Source organism: Noviherbaspirillum sp., assembly GCF_035627455.1.
In the GTDB taxonomy this organism is placed as follows: domain Bacteria; phylum Pseudomonadota; class Gammaproteobacteria; order Burkholderiales; family Burkholderiaceae_D; genus Noviherbaspirillum.
In genome coordinates, this window is sequence record NZ_DASPLS010000072.1 from 41,510 (window position 1) to 62,659 (window position 21,150).

The 21,150-nt window shown below is 62.1% G+C and carries 19 protein-coding genes and 1 pseudogene; 16 read left to right on the forward strand and 4 right to left on the reverse strand.

Annotated elements, in window-relative coordinates:
- Positions 1 to 38: 38 nt before the first annotated feature.
- Positions 39 to 593, reverse strand: a complete 555-nt coding sequence (locus tag VEC01_RS14185) for a 5-formyltetrahydrofolate cyclo-ligase (RefSeq protein WP_324901547.1) — start codon at positions 591 to 593, stop codon at positions 39 to 41.
- Positions 594 to 661: 68 nt separating this feature from the next.
- Between VEC01_RS14185 and VEC01_RS14190 the strand changes: the two genes are divergently transcribed.
- The 4 genes and pseudogenes from VEC01_RS14190 to cca all read left to right on the forward strand — a co-directional run.
- A complete protein-coding gene (locus VEC01_RS14190; protein ID WP_324901548.1) occupies positions 662 to 2,611 on the forward strand; it encodes a lytic transglycosylase domain-containing protein in 1,950 nt (649 codons plus the stop codon).
- 323 nt (positions 2,612 to 2,934) lie between these two features.
- The gene (locus tag VEC01_RS14195; RefSeq protein ID WP_324901549.1) at positions 2,935 to 3,879 is read left to right on the forward strand and encodes a complex I NDUFA9 subunit family protein; all 945 of its coding nucleotides are present in this window, start codon (positions 2,935 to 2,937) and stop codon (positions 3,877 to 3,879) included.
- Between the two features lie 108 nt (positions 3,880 to 3,987).
- Positions 3,988 to 4,701: a glutathione S-transferase family protein gene (locus VEC01_RS14200; RefSeq protein ID WP_324901550.1), complete on the forward strand. Its 714-nt coding sequence runs from the start codon at positions 3,988 to 3,990 to the stop codon at positions 4,699 to 4,701.
- Positions 4,702 to 4,716: 15 nt separating this feature from the next.
- Positions 4,717 to 5,391 (forward strand): annotated as a pseudogene (gene cca / locus VEC01_RS14205) (multifunctional CCA tRNA nucleotidyl transferase/2'3'-cyclic phosphodiesterase/2'nucleotidase/phosphatase); the annotation flags it as partial.
- 277 nt (positions 5,392 to 5,668) lie between these two features.
- Here cca and VEC01_RS14210 read toward each other — a convergent pair.
- From VEC01_RS14210 to VEC01_RS14220, 3 genes are read right to left on the reverse strand one after another with little or no spacing between them, the layout of a single operon-like run.
- On the reverse strand, positions 5,669 to 6,001 hold the full coding sequence (locus VEC01_RS14210; protein ID WP_324901551.1) for a copper-binding protein: 333 nt from the start codon (positions 5,999 to 6,001) through the stop codon (positions 5,669 to 5,671).
- Between the two features lie 14 nt (positions 6,002 to 6,015).
- Positions 6,016 to 6,459 (reverse strand): DUF411 domain-containing protein, encoded by a 444-nt coding sequence (locus tag VEC01_RS14215; RefSeq protein ID WP_324901552.1) that lies wholly within the window; start codon positions 6,457 to 6,459, stop codon positions 6,016 to 6,018.
- Positions 6,460 to 6,462: 3 nt separating this feature from the next.
- On the reverse strand, positions 6,463 to 6,978 hold the full coding sequence (locus VEC01_RS14220; protein ID WP_324901553.1) for a cupredoxin family protein: 516 nt from the start codon (positions 6,976 to 6,978) through the stop codon (positions 6,463 to 6,465).
- A gap of 789 nt (positions 6,979 to 7,767) precedes the next feature.
- On the opposite strand from VEC01_RS14220, the gene VEC01_RS14225 reads away from it, so the two are divergent.
- The 12 genes from VEC01_RS14225 to VEC01_RS14280 all read left to right on the forward strand — a co-directional run bounded on the left by VEC01_RS14225 (position 7,768) and on the right by VEC01_RS14280 (position 21,138).
- Complete coding sequence (locus VEC01_RS14225) at positions 7,768 to 8,100, forward strand: hypothetical protein (protein WP_324901554.1); 333 nt, start codon at positions 7,768 to 7,770, stop codon at positions 8,098 to 8,100.
- A 136-nt stretch (positions 8,101 to 8,236) separates the two neighbouring features.
- Positions 8,237 to 9,460, forward strand: coding sequence for a TolC family protein (locus VEC01_RS14230; protein WP_324901555.1), 1,224 nt, complete (start codon positions 8,237 to 8,239; stop codon positions 9,458 to 9,460).
- Positions 9,457 to 9,999 carry a hypothetical protein gene (locus VEC01_RS14235; protein ID WP_324901556.1) on the forward strand — a complete coding sequence of 181 codons (543 nt, stop codon included), beginning with the start codon at positions 9,457 to 9,459 and terminating at the stop codon, positions 9,997 to 9,999. Before VEC01_RS14230 ends, VEC01_RS14235 begins: the two co-directional genes overlap by 4 nt.
- Positions 10,000 to 10,001: 2 nt before the next feature.
- Positions 10,002 to 11,120 carry an efflux RND transporter periplasmic adaptor subunit gene (locus VEC01_RS14240; RefSeq protein WP_324901557.1) on the forward strand — a complete coding sequence of 373 codons (1,119 nt, stop codon included), beginning with the start codon at positions 10,002 to 10,004 and terminating at the stop codon, positions 11,118 to 11,120.
- 10 nt (positions 11,121 to 11,130) lie between these two features.
- Positions 11,131 to 14,235, forward strand: a complete 3,105-nt coding sequence (locus VEC01_RS14245; RefSeq protein ID WP_324901558.1) for an efflux RND transporter permease subunit — start codon at positions 11,131 to 11,133, stop codon at positions 14,233 to 14,235.
- Between the two features lie 56 nt (positions 14,236 to 14,291).
- Positions 14,292 to 14,669: a hypothetical protein gene (locus tag VEC01_RS14250; protein WP_324901559.1), complete on the forward strand. Its 378-nt coding sequence runs from the start codon at positions 14,292 to 14,294 to the stop codon at positions 14,667 to 14,669.
- Positions 14,670 to 14,730: 61 nt separating this feature from the next.
- Entirely contained in the window at positions 14,731 to 15,228 is a 498-nt protein-coding gene (locus VEC01_RS14255) for a protein-disulfide reductase DsbD N-terminal domain-containing protein (RefSeq protein ID WP_324901560.1), read from the forward strand.
- Between the two features lie 116 nt (positions 15,229 to 15,344).
- Positions 15,345 to 15,938 carry a hypothetical protein gene (locus VEC01_RS14260; protein ID WP_324901561.1) on the forward strand — a complete coding sequence of 198 codons (594 nt, stop codon included), beginning with the start codon at positions 15,345 to 15,347 and terminating at the stop codon, positions 15,936 to 15,938.
- Positions 15,939 to 16,363: 425 nt separating this feature from the next.
- On the forward strand, positions 16,364 to 18,196 hold the full coding sequence (locus tag VEC01_RS14265) for a thiamine pyrophosphate-binding protein (RefSeq protein ID WP_324901562.1): 1,833 nt from the start codon (positions 16,364 to 16,366) through the stop codon (positions 18,194 to 18,196).
- A gap of 17 nt (positions 18,197 to 18,213) precedes the next feature.
- Complete coding sequence (locus VEC01_RS14270; RefSeq protein WP_324901563.1) at positions 18,214 to 19,020, forward strand: citryl-CoA lyase; 807 nt, start codon at positions 18,214 to 18,216, stop codon at positions 19,018 to 19,020.
- Entirely contained in the window at positions 19,017 to 19,829 is an 813-nt protein-coding gene (locus VEC01_RS14275; protein WP_324901564.1) for a hypothetical protein, read from the forward strand. Before VEC01_RS14270 ends, VEC01_RS14275 begins: the two co-directional genes overlap by 4 nt.
- 40 nt (positions 19,830 to 19,869) lie before the next feature.
- Positions 19,870 to 21,138 carry a sulfotransferase gene (locus tag VEC01_RS14280; RefSeq protein WP_324901565.1) on the forward strand — a complete coding sequence of 423 codons (1,269 nt, stop codon included), beginning with the start codon at positions 19,870 to 19,872 and terminating at the stop codon, positions 21,136 to 21,138.
- The last annotated feature ends 12 nt before the right edge of the window (positions 21,139 to 21,150 follow it).

The following is a 21,150-nucleotide window of genomic DNA, read 5'->3' on the forward strand; positions in this document are numbered from 1 at the left end:
AGCGCGACCGCATCTGCGGCCGCGCTTTTTTTTGCCTGTCAGTTCGTCATCGCCTCGGTGATGATCGCGTCCAGAGCGACGTCGTGCACGTCTGACGGAAATTCGGTGCGCGCGCATTCGTAGGCGATGCCGATCGCCAGCGGCCGCTTCGCCGCGGCCAGCGTGCGGTCATAGAATCCCCCGCCGTAGCCCAGGCGGTAGCGCTGCGCATTGAAGCCGACGCAGGGAATCAGCAGCGCGGCCGGCTGCACCGTCGCGCCCGTCACCGGGATCGCGACGCCGAAGCCGTCCTTCGTCATTGCGTCGCCCGGCTTCCATTCGATGAACGACAACGGCGCGTCCTTGCCGACCACGACCGGCAGAGCCAGCCGCGCACCGCGGGCGCACAACGCCTCGTAGGCGGCGCGCAGGTCCGGTTCGCCGCGGATCGGCCAGTACACGCCCAGCATCGCCGGCCGTTGCGTCTCCCACCACGCGGCGACGCGCTCGCCGATGGCGGCGTCCATTGCCGCGCGAACTTCAGGCGGGATCGCCTGTCTGTCCGCAAGCAGCTCGCGCCGCAGGGCGGCTTTTTGTGCAGTTGTTTTCGGCATGATGACGGGACGAAATTCTCGGAACCACATGCTATCCTACAAGAGTAAATCGTTCTGAGGCGTTACCCATGTTTTCAAATAAACGGATTGCCGGTTTTGCGCTTGCCGCGGCATCGGCAGTTCTGCTTGTCCCGGCGGCGCAGGCGAAAAAACCTGTTGCCACCTTTGCCAGCGAGGATGATATTTTCCTGGCGTTGCGCGACGCGTCGCGCAACGGCGATGCCGCGCGCGCCGCGGAACTCGCCGGACGCCTTGGCAACTATGCCATGCCGTCCTACGTCGACTATTTCCGGCTGCGCCCGCGCATCATCAGCGCGCCGGAGCAGGAAATCCGCGACTTCCTCAGCCGCTACGAAGGCAGCGCGATCGCCGACCGCCTGCGCAACGACTGGCTGCTCGAACTCGGCCGCGCCCGCAACTGGATGCTGTTCGACGAGCAGTACCCGCAGTTCGTGCTCAACGACGATACCCAGGTCAAGTGCTATGCGCTGATGTCGAAGGCACTGAAGGGCCAGAATGTCGCCGACGACGCGCGCGGCGTGCTGGTCAATCCGCAGAATTACGGCGAAGCCTGCCCGGCGCTGATCACCACCCTGGTGCAGGCCAACCAGTTCACGCTGGATGACGTCTGGGCCCAGGTGCGGCTGATCGCCGACTCCGGCTTCGCCGGCACCATCAAGCGGCTGGCGCCGGTCACCGAGGCCAGCGAGACGACACTGATGCAGGCGCTGGACAAGCCGGACGCGGTGCTGGCGCGCGGGCCGGGCGGCAACCGCGCCTCGCATGAAGTGTTCATCGTCGCGCTCGGACGCAGCGCGAAGAACAATCCGTCGCGTGCGGTCGATGCGCTGGTTGCCGGCGCCGAGCGCCTGAACGAGCGCGAGCGCGAGCATGCGTGGGCGCAGATCGCGCTGCAGACATCGATGAAGCTGGCCCCGGATGCGATCGTGTACTGGCATCGCACCAACGGCGCGCCGCTGTCCAACGACGCATATCAATGGAAAGCGCGCACCGCATTGCGCGCCGGCGAGTGGAAGCTGGTGAAATCGACCATCGAAGCCATGCCGGCGTCGCTGCGCAACGATCCCGCCTGGATCTATTGGCTGGGGCGCGCGCATCTGGCCGAAGGCGACCAGGAAACCGCGCGCAAGCTGTTCTCGTCGATCACCGACCAGACTAACTTCTACGGCCAGCTTGCGCTGGAGGAACTAGGCAAAAAGATCAGCATTCCGCAGCGCGCGGAGCCGGTGACGCCGGAAGAACTGGCGCCGATGGCGGACAACGCGGGCTTTCGCCGCGCGCTGAAGTTCTTCGACCTGAACATGCGGTTCGAGGGCTACCGCGAGTGGAACTGGGAGCTGCGCAAGATGAACGAGCGCCAGCACCTGGCGGCGGCCGAGTATGCGCGCCAGAAGAATGTGCTGGACCGGATGGTCAATACTTCGGACCGCACCAAGACCGAAGTCGACTTCACGCAGCGCTTCCCGACGCCGTTCCGCGACGTGATGGCGGCCGCAACCGAAAAGCTGGGGCTGGACATGGCCTGGGTGTACGGCCTGATCCGCCAGGAGTCGCGCTTCATCCTGAACGCCCGCTCGCACGTCGGCGCCTCCGGCCTGATGCAGGTCATGCCGGCCACCGCGCAGTTCGTCGCGCGCAAGATCGGGCTGAGCGGCTACTCGCAGCAGCAGATGAACGATCTCGGCACCAACATCACGCTCGGCACCAACTACCTGAACATGGTGCTCCACGACCTCGAAGGATCGCAGGCAATGGCGACCGCGGCCTACAATGCCGGCCCCGGCAGGCCGCGCGCCTGGCGCTCGACGCTCTCGCGGGCGGTGGAGGGCGCGATCTTCGCGGAGTCGATCCCGTTTACCGAGACGCGGGATTACGTGAAGAAGGTGCTGTCGAACGCGACGTATTATGCGGCGCTGTTCGAGAACAAGCCGCAGTCGCTGAAAAGCCGGCTCGGCATGGTGGCGCCGAAAGGATTCGTTCCGAGCGAGCTGCCCTGAGCCTTACGGCCTGGATGCGGGCCTAAGATGCAACAGAGTCAAAGCCACGTCCACGGACGTGGCTTTGTCGTTTGCGCGGCTGGAAAATGTCCGGATTGTTTACAGCTTGCGGCGCGCCGGCGCCTTCCGAAGCGCAGGCGGGCGAGCAGCCGCTGCTCTTGCGCGCGCCGAAGGCATTGTCCGGGCCGCCGCCAACGCCTTCGCGGTGCCGGACCGCAGCGGCGTGTTCAGGTTGCTGCTGCCTTGAGGTAAGCGTCGCGGCAGGGCGACGGCGGGGCCTGATGGTCGTATCATGGCGACATAAGCTGAAAAGGAGTGCTGGCATGGTAACCCGTACTGTCCTCGTCATCGGCGGTTCCGGCTTCATCGGTTCCCACCTTGTCGCCAGGCTGGCGGATGCGGAGTACCGCATCGCCGTGCCTACCCGCAGCGCATCCCGCGCGGCGCATCTGAGGCTGCTTCCGAACGTCGAGCAGGTGGTGCAGGCGGATGTGCATGACGATGCGGTGCTGGACCGGCTGGTCCAGGGCCGCGATGCCGTCATCAACCTGGTCGGCATTCTCCACGGGAAACAGGGACAGCCCTACGGTCCCGATTTCGCACGCGCGCACGTGGCGCTGCCGCGGCGCATCGCCAATGCCTGCGCCCGGCACCGCGTGCCGCGCTTCCTGCACATGAGCGCGCTCGGCGCCGACCGCAATGGTCCCTCGATGTACCAGCGCTCCAAGGCGGATGGCGAAGCGGCGGCTTTTTCCAGACCGGAAGTCGGGGTGACCGTATTCCGGCCGTCAGTGGTGTTCGGCGACAACGACCGTTTCCTCAACCTGTTCGCATCCCTGCAAAGGGTGCTGCCCGTGATGCTGCTGGCCGGCGCCGACGCGAAATTCCAGCCGGTGTATGTGGAAGATGTCGCGCAGGCCTTCGTCACCGCGCTGCGCGACAGGCGCACGGTCGGCAAGGTGTACGAGCTGGCCGGGCCGCAGGTCTACACGCTGCGCGAACTGGTCGCGCTGGCCGGCAGCTATGCCGGCCACCGGCGCCCGGTGATCGGGCTGCCCGGCGCGCTCGCGCGCATGCAGGCCTTCGTGATGGAGCACTTGCCGGGCGAGACGTTGATGAGCCGTGACAACCTCGATTCGATGAAGGTGGACAATATCCGGCAGGACGCATCGGCCGACGAACTCGGGATACGCTGGACCGCATTGGAAGCGGTCGCGCCAGGCTATCTGAGCGGGCGCACGCCCCGGCGGGGCCAGGCGGCGCAGTGAACGCTCCGGCCCCGCATGCCGGTTTGCAAACCGGCGCAAAAGCTTTATCCTCGAAGACCGCGCGGCGCTGCCGTGCGAAGGCCACTCAATCTTCACAGGACTGGAAGCATGCAAAGCACCGAACTCGACCCGACCCTGGAGCAAACCCTCGACGCCGCCGGCCGCGCCGGTTACAAGCTCGTCATCGGCAACAAGAATTATTCATCCTGGTCGATGCGCCCCTGGGTGGCGATGAAAGCGTTCGGCATTCCGTTCGAGGAAGTGCGCATTGCTCTGGGCCGTCCCGAGACGTCGTCCCTGATCGCGCGGCATTCGTCGGCCGGGCGCGTGCCGGTGCTGGTCGCCGGCGAAACCAGGGTCTGGGATTCGCTGGCGATCTGCGAATACCTGGCCGAGCAGTTCCCCGACAAGGGATTGTGGCCGCATGACGTGGTCGCCCGCGCGCACGCGCGCTCGATCTGCGCGGAGATGCATTCCGGCTTCACCGGCTTGCGCTCGGCGATGTGGATGAACATCCGCGCCAGTTTCCCCGGCAAGGGGCGCACACCGGAGTCGCAGGCAGACATCGCGCGCGTGTGCGAGATCTGGGAAGACTGCCTGTCGGGGCCGGGAACGCGTACCTTCCTGTTCGGTGATTTTTCGATCGCCGATGCCTATTACGCGCCGGTGGTGATGCGCTTCCGTACCTACGGCGTGTGGCTGCCGCCGGTGCTGCAGGCTTATGTGGACCGCGTGGTCGCGCATCCGGCGGTGGCGCAGTGGATCGACGAGGCGCTGAAGGAAACCGAGCGGCTGGAAAAGTACGACGTCTATCCGGACTGAAATGGCGGGAATGCGATGAAGACCTATGTCGTCGGCGGCGCGGTGCGCGATGCGATGCTCGGCTTGCCGGTGCAGGACCGCGACCACGTGGTCGTCGGCGCCACGCCCGAGCAGATGGCGGCGCTCGGCTTTCGCGCCGTCGGCAAGGACTTCCCGGTATTCCTGCACCCCGACACCCAGGAGGAATACGCGCTCGCGCGCACCGAACGCAAGACCGCGCCCGGCTACAAGGGGTTCGTGTTCCATGCGGCGGCCGACGTGACGCTGGAGCAGGACCTGGTGCGGCGCGACCTCACCATCAATGCGATGGCCCAGGCCGAGGACGGCAGCATTGTCGATCCTTTCGGCGGCCAGAAGGATTTGCAGGCGCGGCTGTTCCGCCACGTGTCCGACGCCTTCATCGAAGACCCGGTGCGGATCCTGCGCGTGGCGCGCTTTGCGGCGCGCTTCACCGATTTCAGCGTTGCACCCGAGACCAATGCGCTCATGCGCCGCATGGTCGAAGACGGCGAGGTCGATGCGCTGGTGCCGGAGCGCGTGTGGCAGGAATTGTCGCGCGGGCTGATGGAAGCGAAACCGTCGCGCATGTTCGGCGTGCTGCGCGACTGCGGCGCGCTCGCCCGCATCCTGCCGGAACTGGATGCGCTGTGGGGCGTCCCGCAACGGGACAAGCAGCATCCTTCTCAGGACTAGCAATCAACGATGTCTGCTTCCAGGAGCGTGGTCGAGGCGCAGGCAAGGCCGTGACGAGGGGCTGTCTTACTTGCGCGCCGCCATGAACTCGTACGATGGAAAGTATGCCGGAGTGCCGGCTTTCATGCTTCTTCCGTTGTGAAAGTGGTTAAAGAGACATCGAGCGGCAGGAGTGCGAGTGCGGGGTTTTGTTCGCACTCGCCACTAACCACGGTTAGTCTGCAAAAAGAGGCGAGGGGAGGGCGCCGGGATGGCAGCGCACCTCGGTTCGCCTTTAATTGACTACCTCTATCATCGTCACGGTGAGCTTGCCGCCCACCATCTCGGCGACGAAGTTCACCTTGTCGCTAACCGCCAGCCGTTCGAGTTGTGTGGGGTCCAAAACACTGAATGCCATTGTCATTGGCCCCATCCCGAGGTTCTTCAAGTCGCCATGCTTGATGGTGACTTTCTTTGCAGCCTTGTCGACCTTCCGCACAACACCCTCGGAGACTGGTCCGCTTGGCTTGGAACGGTGCGAGTCGTGGTTATGATGCTGGGCACCAGCCGGCAGTACAAAGGAAAGTCCAAATGCAACCGCGGCCGCGAGACTGACGAGCGTTCTCATCTAGATTCCCCTCTTTAGTCGTGATGGCTGAAGACACGGGTCCGGCGGTTTCCGTCAACCAGCAAGACGTCGTACGAGTCTTTTCGGGATCCTTCCATGCCTGGAGAGCCCATTGGCATGCCAGGAGCGGCAAGGCCCTTTGCGTTGGGCCTTTCTGCAAGGAGGCGCTTGATATCGGCTGCGGGAACGTGCCCTTCAATGGCATAACCCGCGACCACACCGGTGTGGCACGACCCCAAATCATTGGGGATGCCGTGCTTTTCACGATAGTCAGAAGGATTCGCGACATTATGGGTTCTCACGGTGAAGCCGTTACTTTCCAGATGCTTAACCCAATCGCCGCAGCAACCGCAGTACGCGCTCTTGTAGACGTCGATAACAGGTGCGGCGGCACTTGCAAGTACCGGGGCGGTGAGTAGCGCAGCCATTGCGGCTTTCAGTAGAAGTTGCGATTTCATGATTTAACCTTTCAACACTTTGATTTTTCCAAACATCCCGGCTTCAAAATGCCCGGGAATAAGGCATGCGAAGTAGAAATCGCCCGCCTTCGTGAACTGCCAGACAATGTCACCCTTTTGACCTGGCTCTACATGCGCGGATGACGGGTCATCGTGTCGAAGTTGACGCTGCTGGGACATTGCCTTGCCGTGAGCCTTTAACTCGTCCATCGTGCCGAGCACCATTTCATGCAAAAGCTTTCCCTTGTTCGTCACAACGAAGCGGATGGTTTCTCCTTGCTTCACGCTTACGGCGGCCGGACCAAAGCGCATGTCATCAGTCATCTCGACAGGAAGCGTGCGGCTAACTTTCCTCGCATTTCCCGGCTTGCCGAACATGTCGGCTTCCGGGGCATGCGCAGCGTTATGAGACGTGCCTTGGCCGTGAGACCCGGCGACGGCAAGGGCATTGGTCGAGGCAAAGCTGAAAGCGATTACGACAGGCGAAATCACAGCGGCAACGGTATTCGTTTGAGTCATCAGAAGTCCTTCCTGGTCATATTGGTACTCGGGCGCGATTCGCTGCGAATGCAGTCGCCACCCGGGGTATGGAACCACCGGCAGACCATGCGCTGGCTATAGCGGGAATGTCGGTGACGGGTGAAGCTGGGGCGTCGAGCTAGGTTGCCGGGATGCGCGAACGCATCCCGCACAAGCTGGCTTTAACCGTGGAAGTACCGAGGAGGCCGTTCCAAGCCGGCCGGGATATGGCCGGTAAACGCGATCGGAGGGCGAGAGGTCACTGCCTCAGAGCCGGCGAAACGCTCTGCCCGGAGAAGACTTGACGGCGGCGCAACAGCGCCGATAAAACATGCCGAAGTACCGCAGCCAGTGCCCTTCAGGTGGCTTTGTCCATCGGCCTGCCCTTTATTGCTGCAGTGGTCACTGCCGCTTGCCGATAATTCATCATGGGCTTGAAGATGATGGGAACGGTCCTGATGATGTTTCATCTCGGCAGTCATTTCTGACGGCGAGTGAGGACCGGTCGCACAAAACATGTCGCCAGCCGCCATCCCTCTCAATGGGAGAGAAGCAATGACGAGCAGAATCAACAGTGTTTTGAATATGCGGTTCATTACCGGGCAAGTGGCTGCAACGAAAGCGTCGGTCAGCTTTTCCGAAAAGAATAAACCTTGCTACGGGGGGAAGGTCAAGAAGAATCCGGGCGCTCCTTGACTTGTCCCCCAAAGCTGGCGTGCTGGCCCTTCTCGGTGTAACCTATTGGAAGTTTCTCGTTCGATTTATATGCGACGTTTTTTTTGCATTTTGATGATGTTGCTGCTGCCGCTGCATAGTTTTGCTATGCAGGGCGGCTGGTATTCGTCCGCAAGTGCATTTGACATCAGCCATGAGGTGGACCACCTGACAGGTGCCGCGCATCACCATGATGACCACCATGGTTCGGTTCATTACGATAATTCGAGCGACTCCAGCAGTCATTTCGCCGAACACTCTGCAGGTCATTCGTGCGCGGCGCTGCCGAGCACGGTTTGCCCGCCCCTGGCCATTGCGTTGTCCAGCGCAGCTGTTCCCGAAGCCCGTCAGTTCATCCCGGATCCCATTCCCGAGCGCTTGCAGCGCCCCCCAAAATCCCTCGGTTAATTCACCGAGGGCATTCCGCACTTTCCGAGTTTTACCCGTTGAGCGTCGCTGGGCGTTTTCGCGCTTAGTACGCGCTTAGTACGCGCTTAGTCCGTTTGCCTTCGGCCAGTTTTTCTGGATCCCGAATGGAGAACATATGCGTAAAGAATTAACAAAGCATCATCTGTGCTTTGCGCTAGCACTTGCACTGGGCGCAGCGTCGGCGCCGGCGCTGGCGCAGAGCCGACCGGCTGACCTGAAGGCGGTACTGGAAGCTGCATGGCAACGGTCACCGCAAGCCAGGACACTGGAAGCGCGACGGGACGAAGCAGCGGCGGGCAGAGAAGCCGCGCAGTCCTGGATAGCGGGTTCGCCTGCAGTTGGCCTTTCCCAAAGAACCGACCGTTGGACGAAGCGCGAAGGGGTGCGCGAAACGGAGGTTTCCCTTTCAACACCTATTTGGCTGCCCTCTCAAAAGGCTGTCCGCCGCGCCCAGGCCGACATAGGCACCGAAGACCTGGAGGCGCAGATAGCCAATGCACGACTTTCGCTGGCAGGCGAAGTACGGGAGCGGCTTTGGGCAGTAGCGGCTGCCAGGGAAACATTGGACGAGGCGAAATCCCACCAAGAACATTTGGAAGCAATGACTGAGGAGGTCATGCGACGTGTTAATGCAGGCGACCTGGCAAGAACAGACGGAATGCTCGCGCAGCAAGAAGCGCTTGCCGGGAAGGCTGCCGTCGTTGAAGCCCAAGTGAAGCTGCAGGAAGCCTTGACGCACTACACGACGTTGACCGGCCTGAGCGACGTTCCGCAGCTCGAGCCAGAACGAATCGGCGCCGAAATGCGAGACCCGCATCCAAGGCTGCTCGCGGCGAAAACAGCTGTCCGGCACGCGCAGGCGTCAATGAACGTGGTGAGCAAGTCACGCAGCGAGCCACCGACGGTTGGCGTGGCAATGCGAAGGGAACGGGACGGAGCTGCAGTCGATGCCGCTTCAAGCATTACGTTTGCAGTAGAGATTCCGATTGGGACGAATGCCCGAAACCGGCCTTTGGAAGCCGCTGCTCGAACCCTGATCGCAACAGCGTCGGCGGAATATGCCCAGGTAGAAGCATCACTGCGGGATGAAGTCGACCTTGCGCGCCGAAAAGTGCTGGCATCGCAACAGACACTGGAAACCGCGTCCTCGCGCGCCGCATTGGCCCGTGAACATGCGCGCCTGATAGAAAAAGCGTTCAGGGTCGGCGAGCGAGGACTTGCAGAGATGCTCCGTGCCCGGACCGCCGTGCACGAAGCCGAAGTTGCGGAGCGCCAGCAGCGCGTGGCCGTTGGTCTTGCACACGCTCGCCTGAATCAGGCATTAGGAATCTCACCATGAAAATCCTGAACATCATCTGGCTCTTCTTTGCCCTGACTTCTACTGCATATGCCCATGGTGACGAGGACCACTCCAAGGACGGCACGCCGGCCGCCCAAGCACAAAGTGCGGGACAGCCGCGTGTCGAAACGTTTACCGAGGCCTTTGAACTGGTGGGCCAACTGCAGGGAAAAGAGCTATCTGTCTTTATTGATAAATACGAGACGAACGAGCCCGTCTTGAACGGCAAGCTCGAAGTCGAGTTGAACGGCCTGAAGTCGGTGGGAAAGTATCGGCCGGAGCGTGGTGACTATGTCATTGCCGACGAGGGATTCATCAAAGCGCTGGCTGCGCCAGGCAAGCATGCACTTGTCTTCACACTGTCGGCGGCGGAGGAAACTGACCTTCTGGAGGGCACACTTGAAGTCCAACCGGCCGTCGAGCATGAAACAAACACACAGTTTCCGTTGGCATGGGCAGGCGCAGGACTGCTTGCTGCGCTTGCTTTGATAGCCCTGGCCGCAAAGCGCCGCCGTTCCACACATCCGACGGGGAAATAAACATGCTTGACAAGATTTCATATTCAATCATTGGTTTGATCGTTTCCGCACTCTCGTCGGCAGCAATCGCGGGGCCAGGGGCCCACGGGCCGAATGGCGAGCATTTGGACGGCCCGGCGGCATCAAGCGTAACCGGATTGGCGCGTTTGCCGGACGGGAGCGTGAATGTGCCCAAACTCGCACAACGGAGAATGGCAATTCGCACCGTCATGGCGGGCGAAGCCGAGCATCCGCGCACCGTCGAACTGAACGGCCGCATCAGCATCGACCCCAATGCCGGTGGCCGGGTGCAAGCACCGTTTGCCGGCCGGGTTGAGGCCGGACCAAAGGGGCTGCCGGTAGCTGGCGAGCGCGTGGAGAAAGGTCAGGTTCTCGTACATGTTCGACCAGTGGCGGGCGCCATCGAGCGCAGCAATCAGCAGGCCCAGCTCGTCGAACTTCGGTCCAACCGTCAGTTGGCTGAGCAACGAGTAAGGCGGCTCGAGTCGCTTGAAGGTACCGTTCCCCAAAAGGAAATCGAGGCGGCAAAAGCCGAGCTGACAAGCCTGACGGGGCGGGAAAAGGCAGTTGCAAGCAGTATTGGGGGCAACGAGGCTATCACGTCGCCCGCCTCTGGAGTCATTGCTGCCGCAAACGTCCTCGCAGGCCAGATTGTCGAGGCACGCGATGTCCTTTTTGAAATCGTCGACCCCAGCCGGATGATGGTTGAGGCACTCACGACGGACCCGGCACTCGCTGGACGTATCGATAGTGCCACGCTTGCCGGTATCCCTGGCGTCGGCCTCAGCTTGTTAGGCGGAGGTCGAAGCCTTCGCGAGGGAGCATTACCTCTTAACTTTCGTGCTTCCGTTAAAGATGCGGCGCTGGCCGTTGGCCAGCCGGTGACAGTTGTGGCGAAACTGACCGAGAAGGTGAAGGGAATTGCGTTGCCTGCCGAGTCCGTTGTTCGCAATCCTTCAAACGAACCGGTTGTATGGATTAAGGCGGGCGCAGAGCGCTTCGTCGCCCAGCCCGTGGAAATGCGCCCGCTTGATGCAAAGACCGTTGTTGTGGTGAAGGGGCTGTCCGCCGAGAACCGTGTTGTGAGCTCTGGCGCGGCACTAATCAACCAGATCAGGTGAGGTCGAACAAATGTTTAACTCGATTGTTCGATTCAGTCTGAGTAACCGGTTATTCGTGCTGGTTGCCGCATTACTCCTGGTGGTGTACGGCACCCTGATGGCTTCCCGTACTCCTGTGGATGTCTTTCCGGACTTGAATAAACCGGTGGTCACGGTCATGACGGAAGCAGGCGGCATGGCCCCGGAGGAGGTCGAACAGCTTGTGTCATTCCCGATTGAGACGTCACTCAATGGCATGCCGGGCGTGACGCGGGTTCGCTCGGTATCCGGCGTCGGACTCTCTATTGTGTACGCGGAGTTTGACTGGGGGACGGACCTCTACCGCAACCGCCAGCTTGTGGCCGAGCGCCTTGCCTTGGTGAAGGAGCAGCTGCCGGGCGGAATCACCCCGATCATGGGGCCGGTGTCGTCCATCATGGGCGAAATCATGTTGATTGCCCTGCCAATCGACGTTTCAAAAGCAAGCCCGATGCAGGCACGGGAGTATGCCGACTTCGTCCTGCGCCCGCGCTTGCTGTCGATTCCTGGTGTCTCCCAGGTCATTCCGATTGGCGGCGAGGTGCGCCAGCTTCGCGTCGAACCCGATACGGCGCGAATGGCGCAGTTCAATGTCACCCTCGACCAGATAGCAACGGTCCTCCAGGGATTTGCGACCAACACCAGCGGCGGCTTTATCGACCTGCACAGTCGAGAATACTTGATCCGCAACCTTGGCCGGACCACCCGGGTGGAGGATATGAAAGGCCTTGCCGTCGCCTTCCGGAACGGTACTCCGGTTCTGCTGGAACAAGTGGCCTCCGTCAGATATGCGCCAGCGTTCAAGCGAGGTGATGGCGGCATGAACGGCCTGCCCGCGGTTATCGTAAGCGTGCAGAAGCAGCCGGCCGCCGATACGGTCAAGCTGACGCGGGAAATTGAAAACGCACTGAAGGAACTGAAGCAGGGCCTGCCCGCAGGGCTGTCCACGCCCGAAGTCCTGTTCCGACAGGCCGATTTCATCGAGGCGTCCATCGGCAATGTGGCCGAAGCATTGCGAGACGGCGCCATCATGGTTGCCATCGTACTGTTCGCGTTCCTGTTGAACTTCCGGACCACTGCAATCTCCCTCATTGCCATCCCGTTGTCGCTTGCCGTTACCGCGGTCGTGTTTCACCTTCTCGGGCAGTCCATCAACGTGATGACCCTCGGAGGGCTGGCCATTGCAATCGGCGAGCTGGTCGACGACGCGGTGGTTGACGTGGAAAACATCCTGCGCCGACTCAAGCAGCGCAAGGCTGGCGAAGGCCCGCCGTCCGTCATGCACGTCATCTGGCAGGCTTCGGTCGAGGTCAGGTCCGGTATCGTCTACGCGACTGTCATTGTCGTATTGGTGTTTGTGCCGCTGTTTGCATTGCCTGGCATCGAGGGCAGGCTCTTCGCGCCGCTCGGTGTGGCCTATATCGTATCCATATTGGCGTCGATGCTCGTGTCGATGACCGTGACACCCGTGCTGTCGTACTTCCTGTTGCCGCAAATGAAGCAGCTTGCACACGGCGACAGCCCTGTCGTCCGACGACTGAAGGCGTGGGATACGCGAATTCTGGAGTGGTCGTTTCCGCGCGTGAAAGGCATCCTTGCCGGTGCCGCATTGGTTGTGATCGGCGCTGCAGCCACGGTCCCGTTCTTCCCACGCGCCTTTTTGCCTCCGTTTAACGAGGGCTCCCTGGTCATGGGCATGACGTTCACACCCGGCACTTCGCTCGGGGAGGCAAACCGCATGGGCGCACTGGCGGAGACGCTCATCAGGGAAGTGCCGGAGGTGTCGAAAGTCGGCCGCCGAACCGGGCGCGCGGAGCTCGACGAGCATGCGGAAGGCGTTCATTCCTCGGAAATCGATATCGACCTGAAGCGCTCAGAGCGGAACCGCGAAGAGGTCATGGCCGACTTGCGCAGCAAGCTGTCCGTCATACCTGCGTCGATTGCGATCGGGCAGCCCATCTCGCATCGCCTTGACCACCTGTTGTCCGGTGTTCGCGCGCAGATTGCTCTCAAAATCTACGGAGACGACCTCGATACCCTGCGCGGGCTCGCCGAGGGACTGCGCGGAAAGCTGACAGCTGTGCCGGGGCTGGTCGACTTGTCCGTTGAACGACAAGTGCTTATCCCGCAAATCAAAGTCCGGGTCGATTACCGGAGGGCGGCGCAGTACGGCCTGGCGCCGGGCCAGGTACTGCAGGCACTGGAAACGTTGTCGGAAGGCGACCGGGTAACGCAGGTTGTCGACGGGCCTCGCCGGTTTGACCTGATGGTCCGACTGCCGGACCAGAATCGTTCACCGCAGGACTTGTCGCGCGTCATGCTGGACACGCCGGCCGGCCGGATTCCCCTGTCGGAGATCGCGGCGGTCGAGGAAAGCGACGGGCCGAACCAGATTGGCCGAGAAAACGGTCGTCGCCGGATCGTCGTGTACGCGAATACCGATGGCTCGGACATGTCGCGGGTGATCGGAGATATCCGCAGGGTTATCGCGTCAACTGCGCTGCCCGGCAGCTACTTCATCAGCATTGAAGGGCAGTTCCAGGCGCAGGAGCAGGCAACCAGGCTGATTATCGGCTTGTCGCTGGTGTCATTGATGATGATTTTCCTGGTGCTGTATTCACGATACCGTTCAACTGCCCTGGCACTGGTCATCATGGGAAATATCCCGTTCGCGTTGATCGGCAGCGTCGCCGCGATGTGGATCGCGGGCATTTCCTTGTCGGTCGCGTCAATGGTGGGTTTCATTACCTTGACCGGCATCGCGACACGTAACGGCATCCTGAAGGTCAGCCACTACATCAACCTGTGCAAATTTGAAGGCGAAACCTTCGGCACGAAGATGATTATTCGCGGCTCACTGGAGCGCTTGACGCCGGTGTTGATGACGGCGCTTGTCGCCGCATTTGCACTGGTGCCGCTGCTCTTGGCAGCGGACGCCCCTGGCAAGGAAATTCTGCACCCGGTGGCAGTCGTGATTTTTGGCGGTCTCGTGAGTTCAACAATCCTCGACTCCCTGCTGACACCGTTGATTTTCTGGCTTGTGGGCCGCAAGCCCCTGGAGACGCTGGTTGCCGGACAATCAGAGGAAGCGTATTAAGAACGGGCTATTGCAGCGGCGCCCATGGACGAGCCGCTGCACGTATGGAGGACGCAATGAAAAAGTATCTCGCCCTGGTGGCAACGGCAGTAACGTTAGCAACAAGCGGAAGCGTGTGGGCACATGGGGAAAAGGCCAAACATGGCGGTATCGTTCAGGAATCCAGCAGTGGCGTCAGCCTCGAGCTGGTGGCCAGGGATGGGAAGGCCACGATTTACGTGGAAGACCATGGGAAGCCGGTTTCAACCGCGGGAGCCTCCGGGAAGCTGACCGTACTGAATGGGACGGATAAATCGGAAGTCCCGCTCGAGCCGGCTGGAGAAAATGCCCTGGTGTCGAAGGGGGACCCAAAGCTCGGCACGGGCGCGAAGGCGATTGCAGCCATCCACCTGGCTGATAAAAAGACAGTGAACGTCCGCTTTGCGGTCAAGTAAGTGCCTGAGAGCGGCGGGCGCAAGAACAAGCGCTCGCCCGAATTAACGGAATGAGGAAGCAATGAAAATCAAAAATGTTTCGACCATGTTTGCCCTTGTGGCGGCAGTCACGGCTCCAACAGCGCTTGCGCAACAATCGACTGCGCCAGGCCTGGCCGACAAGGTCAAGGGTTTGTTCGCTCAGCCAAAGGAAGACGAACTCATCGAGCCGGATCTGGCGTTCAAGTTAAGTGTGGTGGCCAAGAACACGAACGTATTGCACGTCGAGGTTGTGCCGGCAAACGGCTATTACGTCTACAAGGAGCGCATGCGTTTTTCCATAGAGGATGGAAGCGGCGTGCGAATTAAAGACGTGAAGTTTCCCGGCGGTGAAATGAAGAATGACCAGATTTTCGGCCGCACCGAGGTCTTTAGGAAGACTGTCCCGGTCGCGCTTACCCTCGAAAATGCGGCAAAAGGGAAACCTATAACGCTGCAGGCGTCGTATCAGGGTTGCCACGAGAAGCTTGGTGTTTGCTACCCACCGATTGATAAAACGGTACAACTGACGCTGCCTTAGCCTTGCTGGCTAGCCTCTTTCGTGTCGTAAGTTAAACTAAACCAGACTGCCGGTATTCTCCTGCTGTCACTTTCCGACTAGTGGTTTCCTGATTTTTCAATTACCAGAGTAGCGTTATGGGCAGCGACAACGACACCGTGAAAGAAAAAACCTTTGGACAGCTCGTGATGGAAGCCCTCGATATCGCTTCGCAGAAAAACGCGTCTTTAGCTGTTCGCTTTGCTTGCCTGGTCTCCGGCATCGGGAAGAATCAGCTAGCCGGTAATCAACAAGTCGACCAAGTTAGCGGGGCAGGACGCGCGAGAATCCTCGACCTGTGCGAGCGGTTGCGCGTGCCCACCGAGTGCAAGGAGCTGGCATTGACCATGGAGCGAGAGCATGCTCAAGTCGATGACAGTCCGAGTTTCAATGCGGAAGAGATAGTAAATTTGCTCGAGCGGTGTGATGCAATTCGAAAACCTGGCCGGTTTCGCGAGCTCCTGACGGCATGTGAATGCATCGCGCAAGCGTACGATGAAAAAGGAGATTTTCAGTACCAAGCTTCGCAGCTCTTAAATGCTGCCGCAGACGCAGTTCGCAGAGTTGACACGGGCGCAATCGCAAAGAGAGCTGCCGCAGATGGAATGCAAGGCCCAGACATAGGCAAAGCCGTACACTCCGCCCGAGTGGAAATTCTCAAACAAACCTTACAGCCGGGATCTGGCATCTGACAAGCTCAAAAGGCTCCGTAACCTTTCTTCGCTGATGCCGCAGCTACTTTTATAGTCACGCGTCCGTTCGAACTGCAGGACGATTTCATTGCGTCGTTTCCGCAGGCGGTGTACCTGCATGGAGCGATCGAGGCCGCGCGGGCGGTGAGCGCCGGCGCGATCGCGCAGCGCCTGCGACGGTGCCGAAGCGCATTCCGGAAGCGATCACCGCCGCACGTATCGGCGCTGTAACTGCTTTTCTGCGACAGCAAAAACACTTTGAGTAACAGGATGTCTAGAGAACATTTTCTCTAGGGTAATTCTTTCTTCTTTTCCCGTCTCCCCGTCAAAAATCCCAGTTTTGCTTGTCAGGAATTCGAGTAACATTCTTGTCAGAAAAACTCTGGGGTGGTGCTGCGAAAAAGTTGCCACCGGGAAAATCAGTCATGTCCAAACACGCTTCGCTCGTGCATGCACGAGACATGCGCGGGCCCGTCCCGGCGCCGGCGCCGAAACTCGAAGTCGCCGACCTGCTGGTCGCCTATCTCGAGCAGCTCGGCGTCGATTATGTGTTCGGCGTCCCCGGCGGCGCGATCGAGCCGATCTACAACGCCCTCGCGCGCAGCGCACGGCGCGGCGGTCCCCGTCCCGTCGTCGCCCGTCATGAAGCGGGCGCTGCGTTCATGGCCGATGGCTACACACGCGAGACCGGCAAGCTCGGCGTCTGCTGCGCAACATCGGGCCCGGGCGCGACCAACCTGATCACCGGCGTCGCGTGCGCGTACGACAACGGCATCCCGATGCTGGTGCTCACCGGTCAGCCCGTTCTGCCTGCATTCGGCAAGCGCGCATTGCAGGAATCCGCATGCACCGGCGTCAACACGCTGGCGATGTTCCGCCATTGCACGCGCTACAACTCCCTGGTATCGCATCCCGAGCAGATGGAAGCGAAGCTGACCGCGGCGCTCATGTGCGCGATGCGCTCGCCGCGCGGCCCGGTGCACCTGTCGATTCCGCTCGACATCCTGCGCAGCGCCGTTCCGCAAAGCGCGACTTCCTATGACTTGCGCAGGCTGCTGCAGCCGGCCCCGATGATCGACGAGACGGCGGTGGAACTGCTGGCGCGCGAAGTGCGGCAGGCTAAGCACATCGTGATGCTGGTCGGCGGCTGGTGCGGCGAGGCCGCGGGCGCCATCCTGCAGTTCGCCGCGCAGACCGGCGCGCGCATTGTCGCCACGCCGGACGGCAAGGGGCTGGTCAGCCCGCGCCATCCGCTGTTTCGCGGCGTGTTCGGTTTCGCCGGCCACGCCTCCGCCGATGCAGCGCTGCGCGATAAATCTGTCGACCTGATCCTGGCCGTCGGCACCAGCATGGGCGAGTGGACCAGCGCCGGCTGGAGCGATTCGCTGCTCAACAGCCGCCTCATTCACATCGACGAGTGCGAAGACCATTTCGCGCGCAGCCCGATGGCCAAGCTGCATGTGCGCGGCCGTATCCTGACGGTGTTCGAACGCCTCGGCGAGAGGGTGCGCGAGCTGCAGCCGGCACAGGGCGCGGCCGCAGCCGCCGGCGAGCAAGACGCCGCCCTCGAAGCGGAACTCGCGGGCGAAGAAAAGCGGGACAGCGACGCCGTGCCCATCCTGCCGCAACGGCTCATGCGCGATCTCGGACGCCTGTTTCCGCCAAGCACCCGCTTCCTGGCCGATGCCGGCAACAGCGTCGCCTGGGCGATTCACTGCCTGCGTCCGCAGGACAGGCGCATGAGCGAGCGGCGTCTGCCCGGCGAGCGCAAGAGCACGTCGGGCCGGCGCAAGACCGACGGCGGCTGGCTGCGCGTGACGATGGATTTCGCGCCGATGGGGTGGGCCATCGGCGGCGCCGTCGGCACCGCGCTGGGCAATCCCGAGGTGCCGGTGGTCTGCATCACCGGCGACGGCAGCATGCTGATGAACGGCCAGGAACTCTCGGTTGCCGTTGCCGAAAACCTGACCGTGATCTACATCGTGCTCAACGACGCCGCGCTCGGCATGGTCAAGCACGGCCAGCGCCTGGCGGGCGCCGAAAGGATCGCGCATAGCTTGCCGCGCACCGACTTCGCCGCACTGGCAAGGGCGCTCGGCGCCGATGCGTTCACCGTGCGCCGCCCGGATGAACTCGGCGCGCTCGACATGACGGCCATCTGCAGCCGCAAGGGCCCAACCTTGATCGATGTGCACATCGACGGCGAGGAGGTGCCGCCGATGAATCTGCGGATGCGGGCGCTGGGGACCTTGTTGTGACGCACCGGAATGAGAATGTGAGCGATCGGGATCCTTCCCCGGCCATCCGCACCCGCATCTGGCGCGAAGAACCGGAGCCGGACAATCCTTTTTCCGCGCGCGCCGCCTATTGCCGCGGCTATGACGTATTCGGCGCGATGGTCGGGCGCGCCCGCTGGATCGAGATGCTGGTCCTGCTGTTCCGGGATGCACTGCCGCCGGCGGCCGAACTGGACATGCTCGAAGCGCTGTCCGTGGCCCTGGCCAATCCCGGTCCGCGCGATCCGTCGGTGCATGCCGCAATGTGCGGCGGCGTCGGCGGTTCGAGCGCGGCGGCGTCGCTGATGGCGGCGCTGTCGGTGGGAGCGGGACGCGTCGGCGGCGCGCGCGACCTGTTCGACGCGATGCAGGTCTGGTCCGCTTGCGGCAGCGATTTTTCCGCGTGGGACAGGCATGCGGCGGAGCAGCCGAAGCACGCCGGCGTCTGGCCGGAGACGGAGCACCCGCCCGGATGCGAACCGCATGGCGCCACAACGTCGACCGTCGTCCGGCAGCTGCTTGCCACGCTGGCGCACATCGGCGGCACGCCGCGGCTGTGCTGGCTGGCCCAACAGCGAGAGGAACAGGAGCGCGCGCTCGGCCGTCCGCTTGCGATCACAGCGGTTGCCGCCGCCGCCTTCTGCGACCTCGGCTTTGCGCCGGCAGAAGGCGAGATGCTGTTCCTGCTGCTGCGTCTTCCCGGCGCGGCCGCGCATGCGCTGGAGCAGCAGGGCTACGGCTACAAGCGCTTTCCGTTCTTTCCGGTGGAGCTGGAGGACGACCCGTTGCGAAAGACGCAGGCATGAACGGCCCGGATCTTCTGCAGCAGCACGCCGGCTTGCTGAAGACCCGGGTCGGCGCCTGCTGGCCGGGCAGCCGCGCGGTATTCCGCGGGCATGACCTGCATGCCGACCTGCATGACATGGACTGGATGGCGTTGTACGTGTTCGGCATTACCGGGCGGCGCTTTTCGCCGCAACAGATCCGCCTGATGCATGCGATCTGGACCTATACGAGTTATCCCGATGCGCGGATCTGGAACAACAGGGTGGCCGCGCTTGCCGGTTCCGCGCGCAGCGCTGCCGCTCTCGGCACGGCCGCCGCGCTCGCCGTGTCCGAAGCATCGATCTACGGCGGCGGCATCCTGGTGCGCGCCATCGATTTCTTCATCCGTACCCGTGCCAGGCTGGAGGACGGCGCATCGCTCGATGCATGCGTGCGCGAGGAACTCGACACCTTCCGCGTGATTGGCGGTTACGGCCGGCCGATTGCGTCGGGCGACGAAAGAATCGGGCCGATGCTGAGTCTCGCCGCGGAGCTGGAGCTCGACCAGGGGCCCCATCTGCAGCTGGCCTTCGCCGTCGAGGATGTGCTGCGCGCCGGCCGCTGGCGCATGAAGATGAACTACGCGGCGCTGGTGGCGGCGCTCGGCGCCGACCTGGGATTGTCGCAGCGGGAGTTCCAGCTGTACATGTTCCCCGTCTTCCTCGCCGGCATGCAGCCCTGCGTGGCCGAATCGCAGGAACGCCCGGCGGGAACATTGTTTCCGCTGCGCTGCACCGACATCCTGTACGAGGGACCGGTGGCACGCGCATGGCCGGCGCGCCCGCGGTAACGGCGGTTTTCACAACAGTCTTTTGACGAGAAACGACAACATGGATAACAGGCCCAGCAGCTTTTACCATCCGCTTCCGACGAAGCTGTTCAACTTCGGCGCGCGCGCGTTGAACGCGGCCGGCATCGGCCGCATCGCGCTGTCCGAAGATGCGCTGGTCGCCGCCGCCCGGCGCGAGACCGGCCTCGAGCATTTCGGCGACGACAGCCACCTGCCGGGATTGCGCGTGCTGCTGCGGTCGCTGGAAGCGGAGGCGCGGCTCAACCCCTTTGGCCGTTTCTACGCGAAGACGAACATTGTCGGCTCGCTGAAAAACCGGCTCTGGGCCAATGCCTGCTTCGAAGCCCATCCCGAAATCCGCAGGCGCAAAATTGTCGCACCGATCGTCATCGTCGGCCCGCATCGCTCCGGCACCACGCGCATGCAAAGGATGATGTCGGCCGATACCCGCCTGTCGCACCTGAAGACCTGGGAAGGCTTCAATCCGGCGCCGCGGCCGGGCCTGCCCGACATGGGCAGGACGATACGCCGGGAGGAAGTGCGCAAGGCGCTCGGCGCGGTGGACCGGCTCTATCCGGGCGCATTTGTCGGCCATCCGATGGACGCCGACTGGGCAGAGGAGGAAATGCTTCTGCTTAACCATTCGTTCTGCAGTTTCTCCATCCTCGGCTCGTACCATGTGCCCGGTTACTTCAACTGGTTCCTGCAGCATGACAAGACCGGGCCGTACCGCTACATGGCGGACCTGATGCGTCTGATCTCCTGGTCGCGCGGCGAGCCGGAGGGCACGCGCTGGGTCTTGAAGAACCCGCAGCACATGCTGGATCTGGATGCGTTGATGGCGGTCTTTCCGGATGCCAAAGTCGTGTTTACCCATCGCGATCCGCTCAAGACCGTGGCGTCGGTCATGTCTCTCATGTGGCATTACGCCGTCCAGCATACCGACGCCCCCATGCGCGGGCCGATGCGCGACACCTGGATGAGATTCTGCGAGACGGCCGCGCGGCGCTGCATCGAGAAGCGCCACCTGATTCCCGCGTCACAGCAGCTTGATGTGTATTACGACGATATGAACAGCGACTGGCGCGCGGTCATGCGGCGCGTCTACGACTTCGCCGGCATCGGATTTTCTGCGGAAGCGGAGCAGGCGCTCGGCGGCTGGCTGGCGCGCAGCGAAAGCGAAAGCAGGCATGGCAGCCATCGCTATTCGCTGGATGATTTCGGCATCACCAGGGAAGAGGTGGATGCGCGCATGATGTTCGTCCGCCGGGAATATGCGATTCCCTACGAAGGCAGGCGCGCCGCATAACACGCAAAGTGA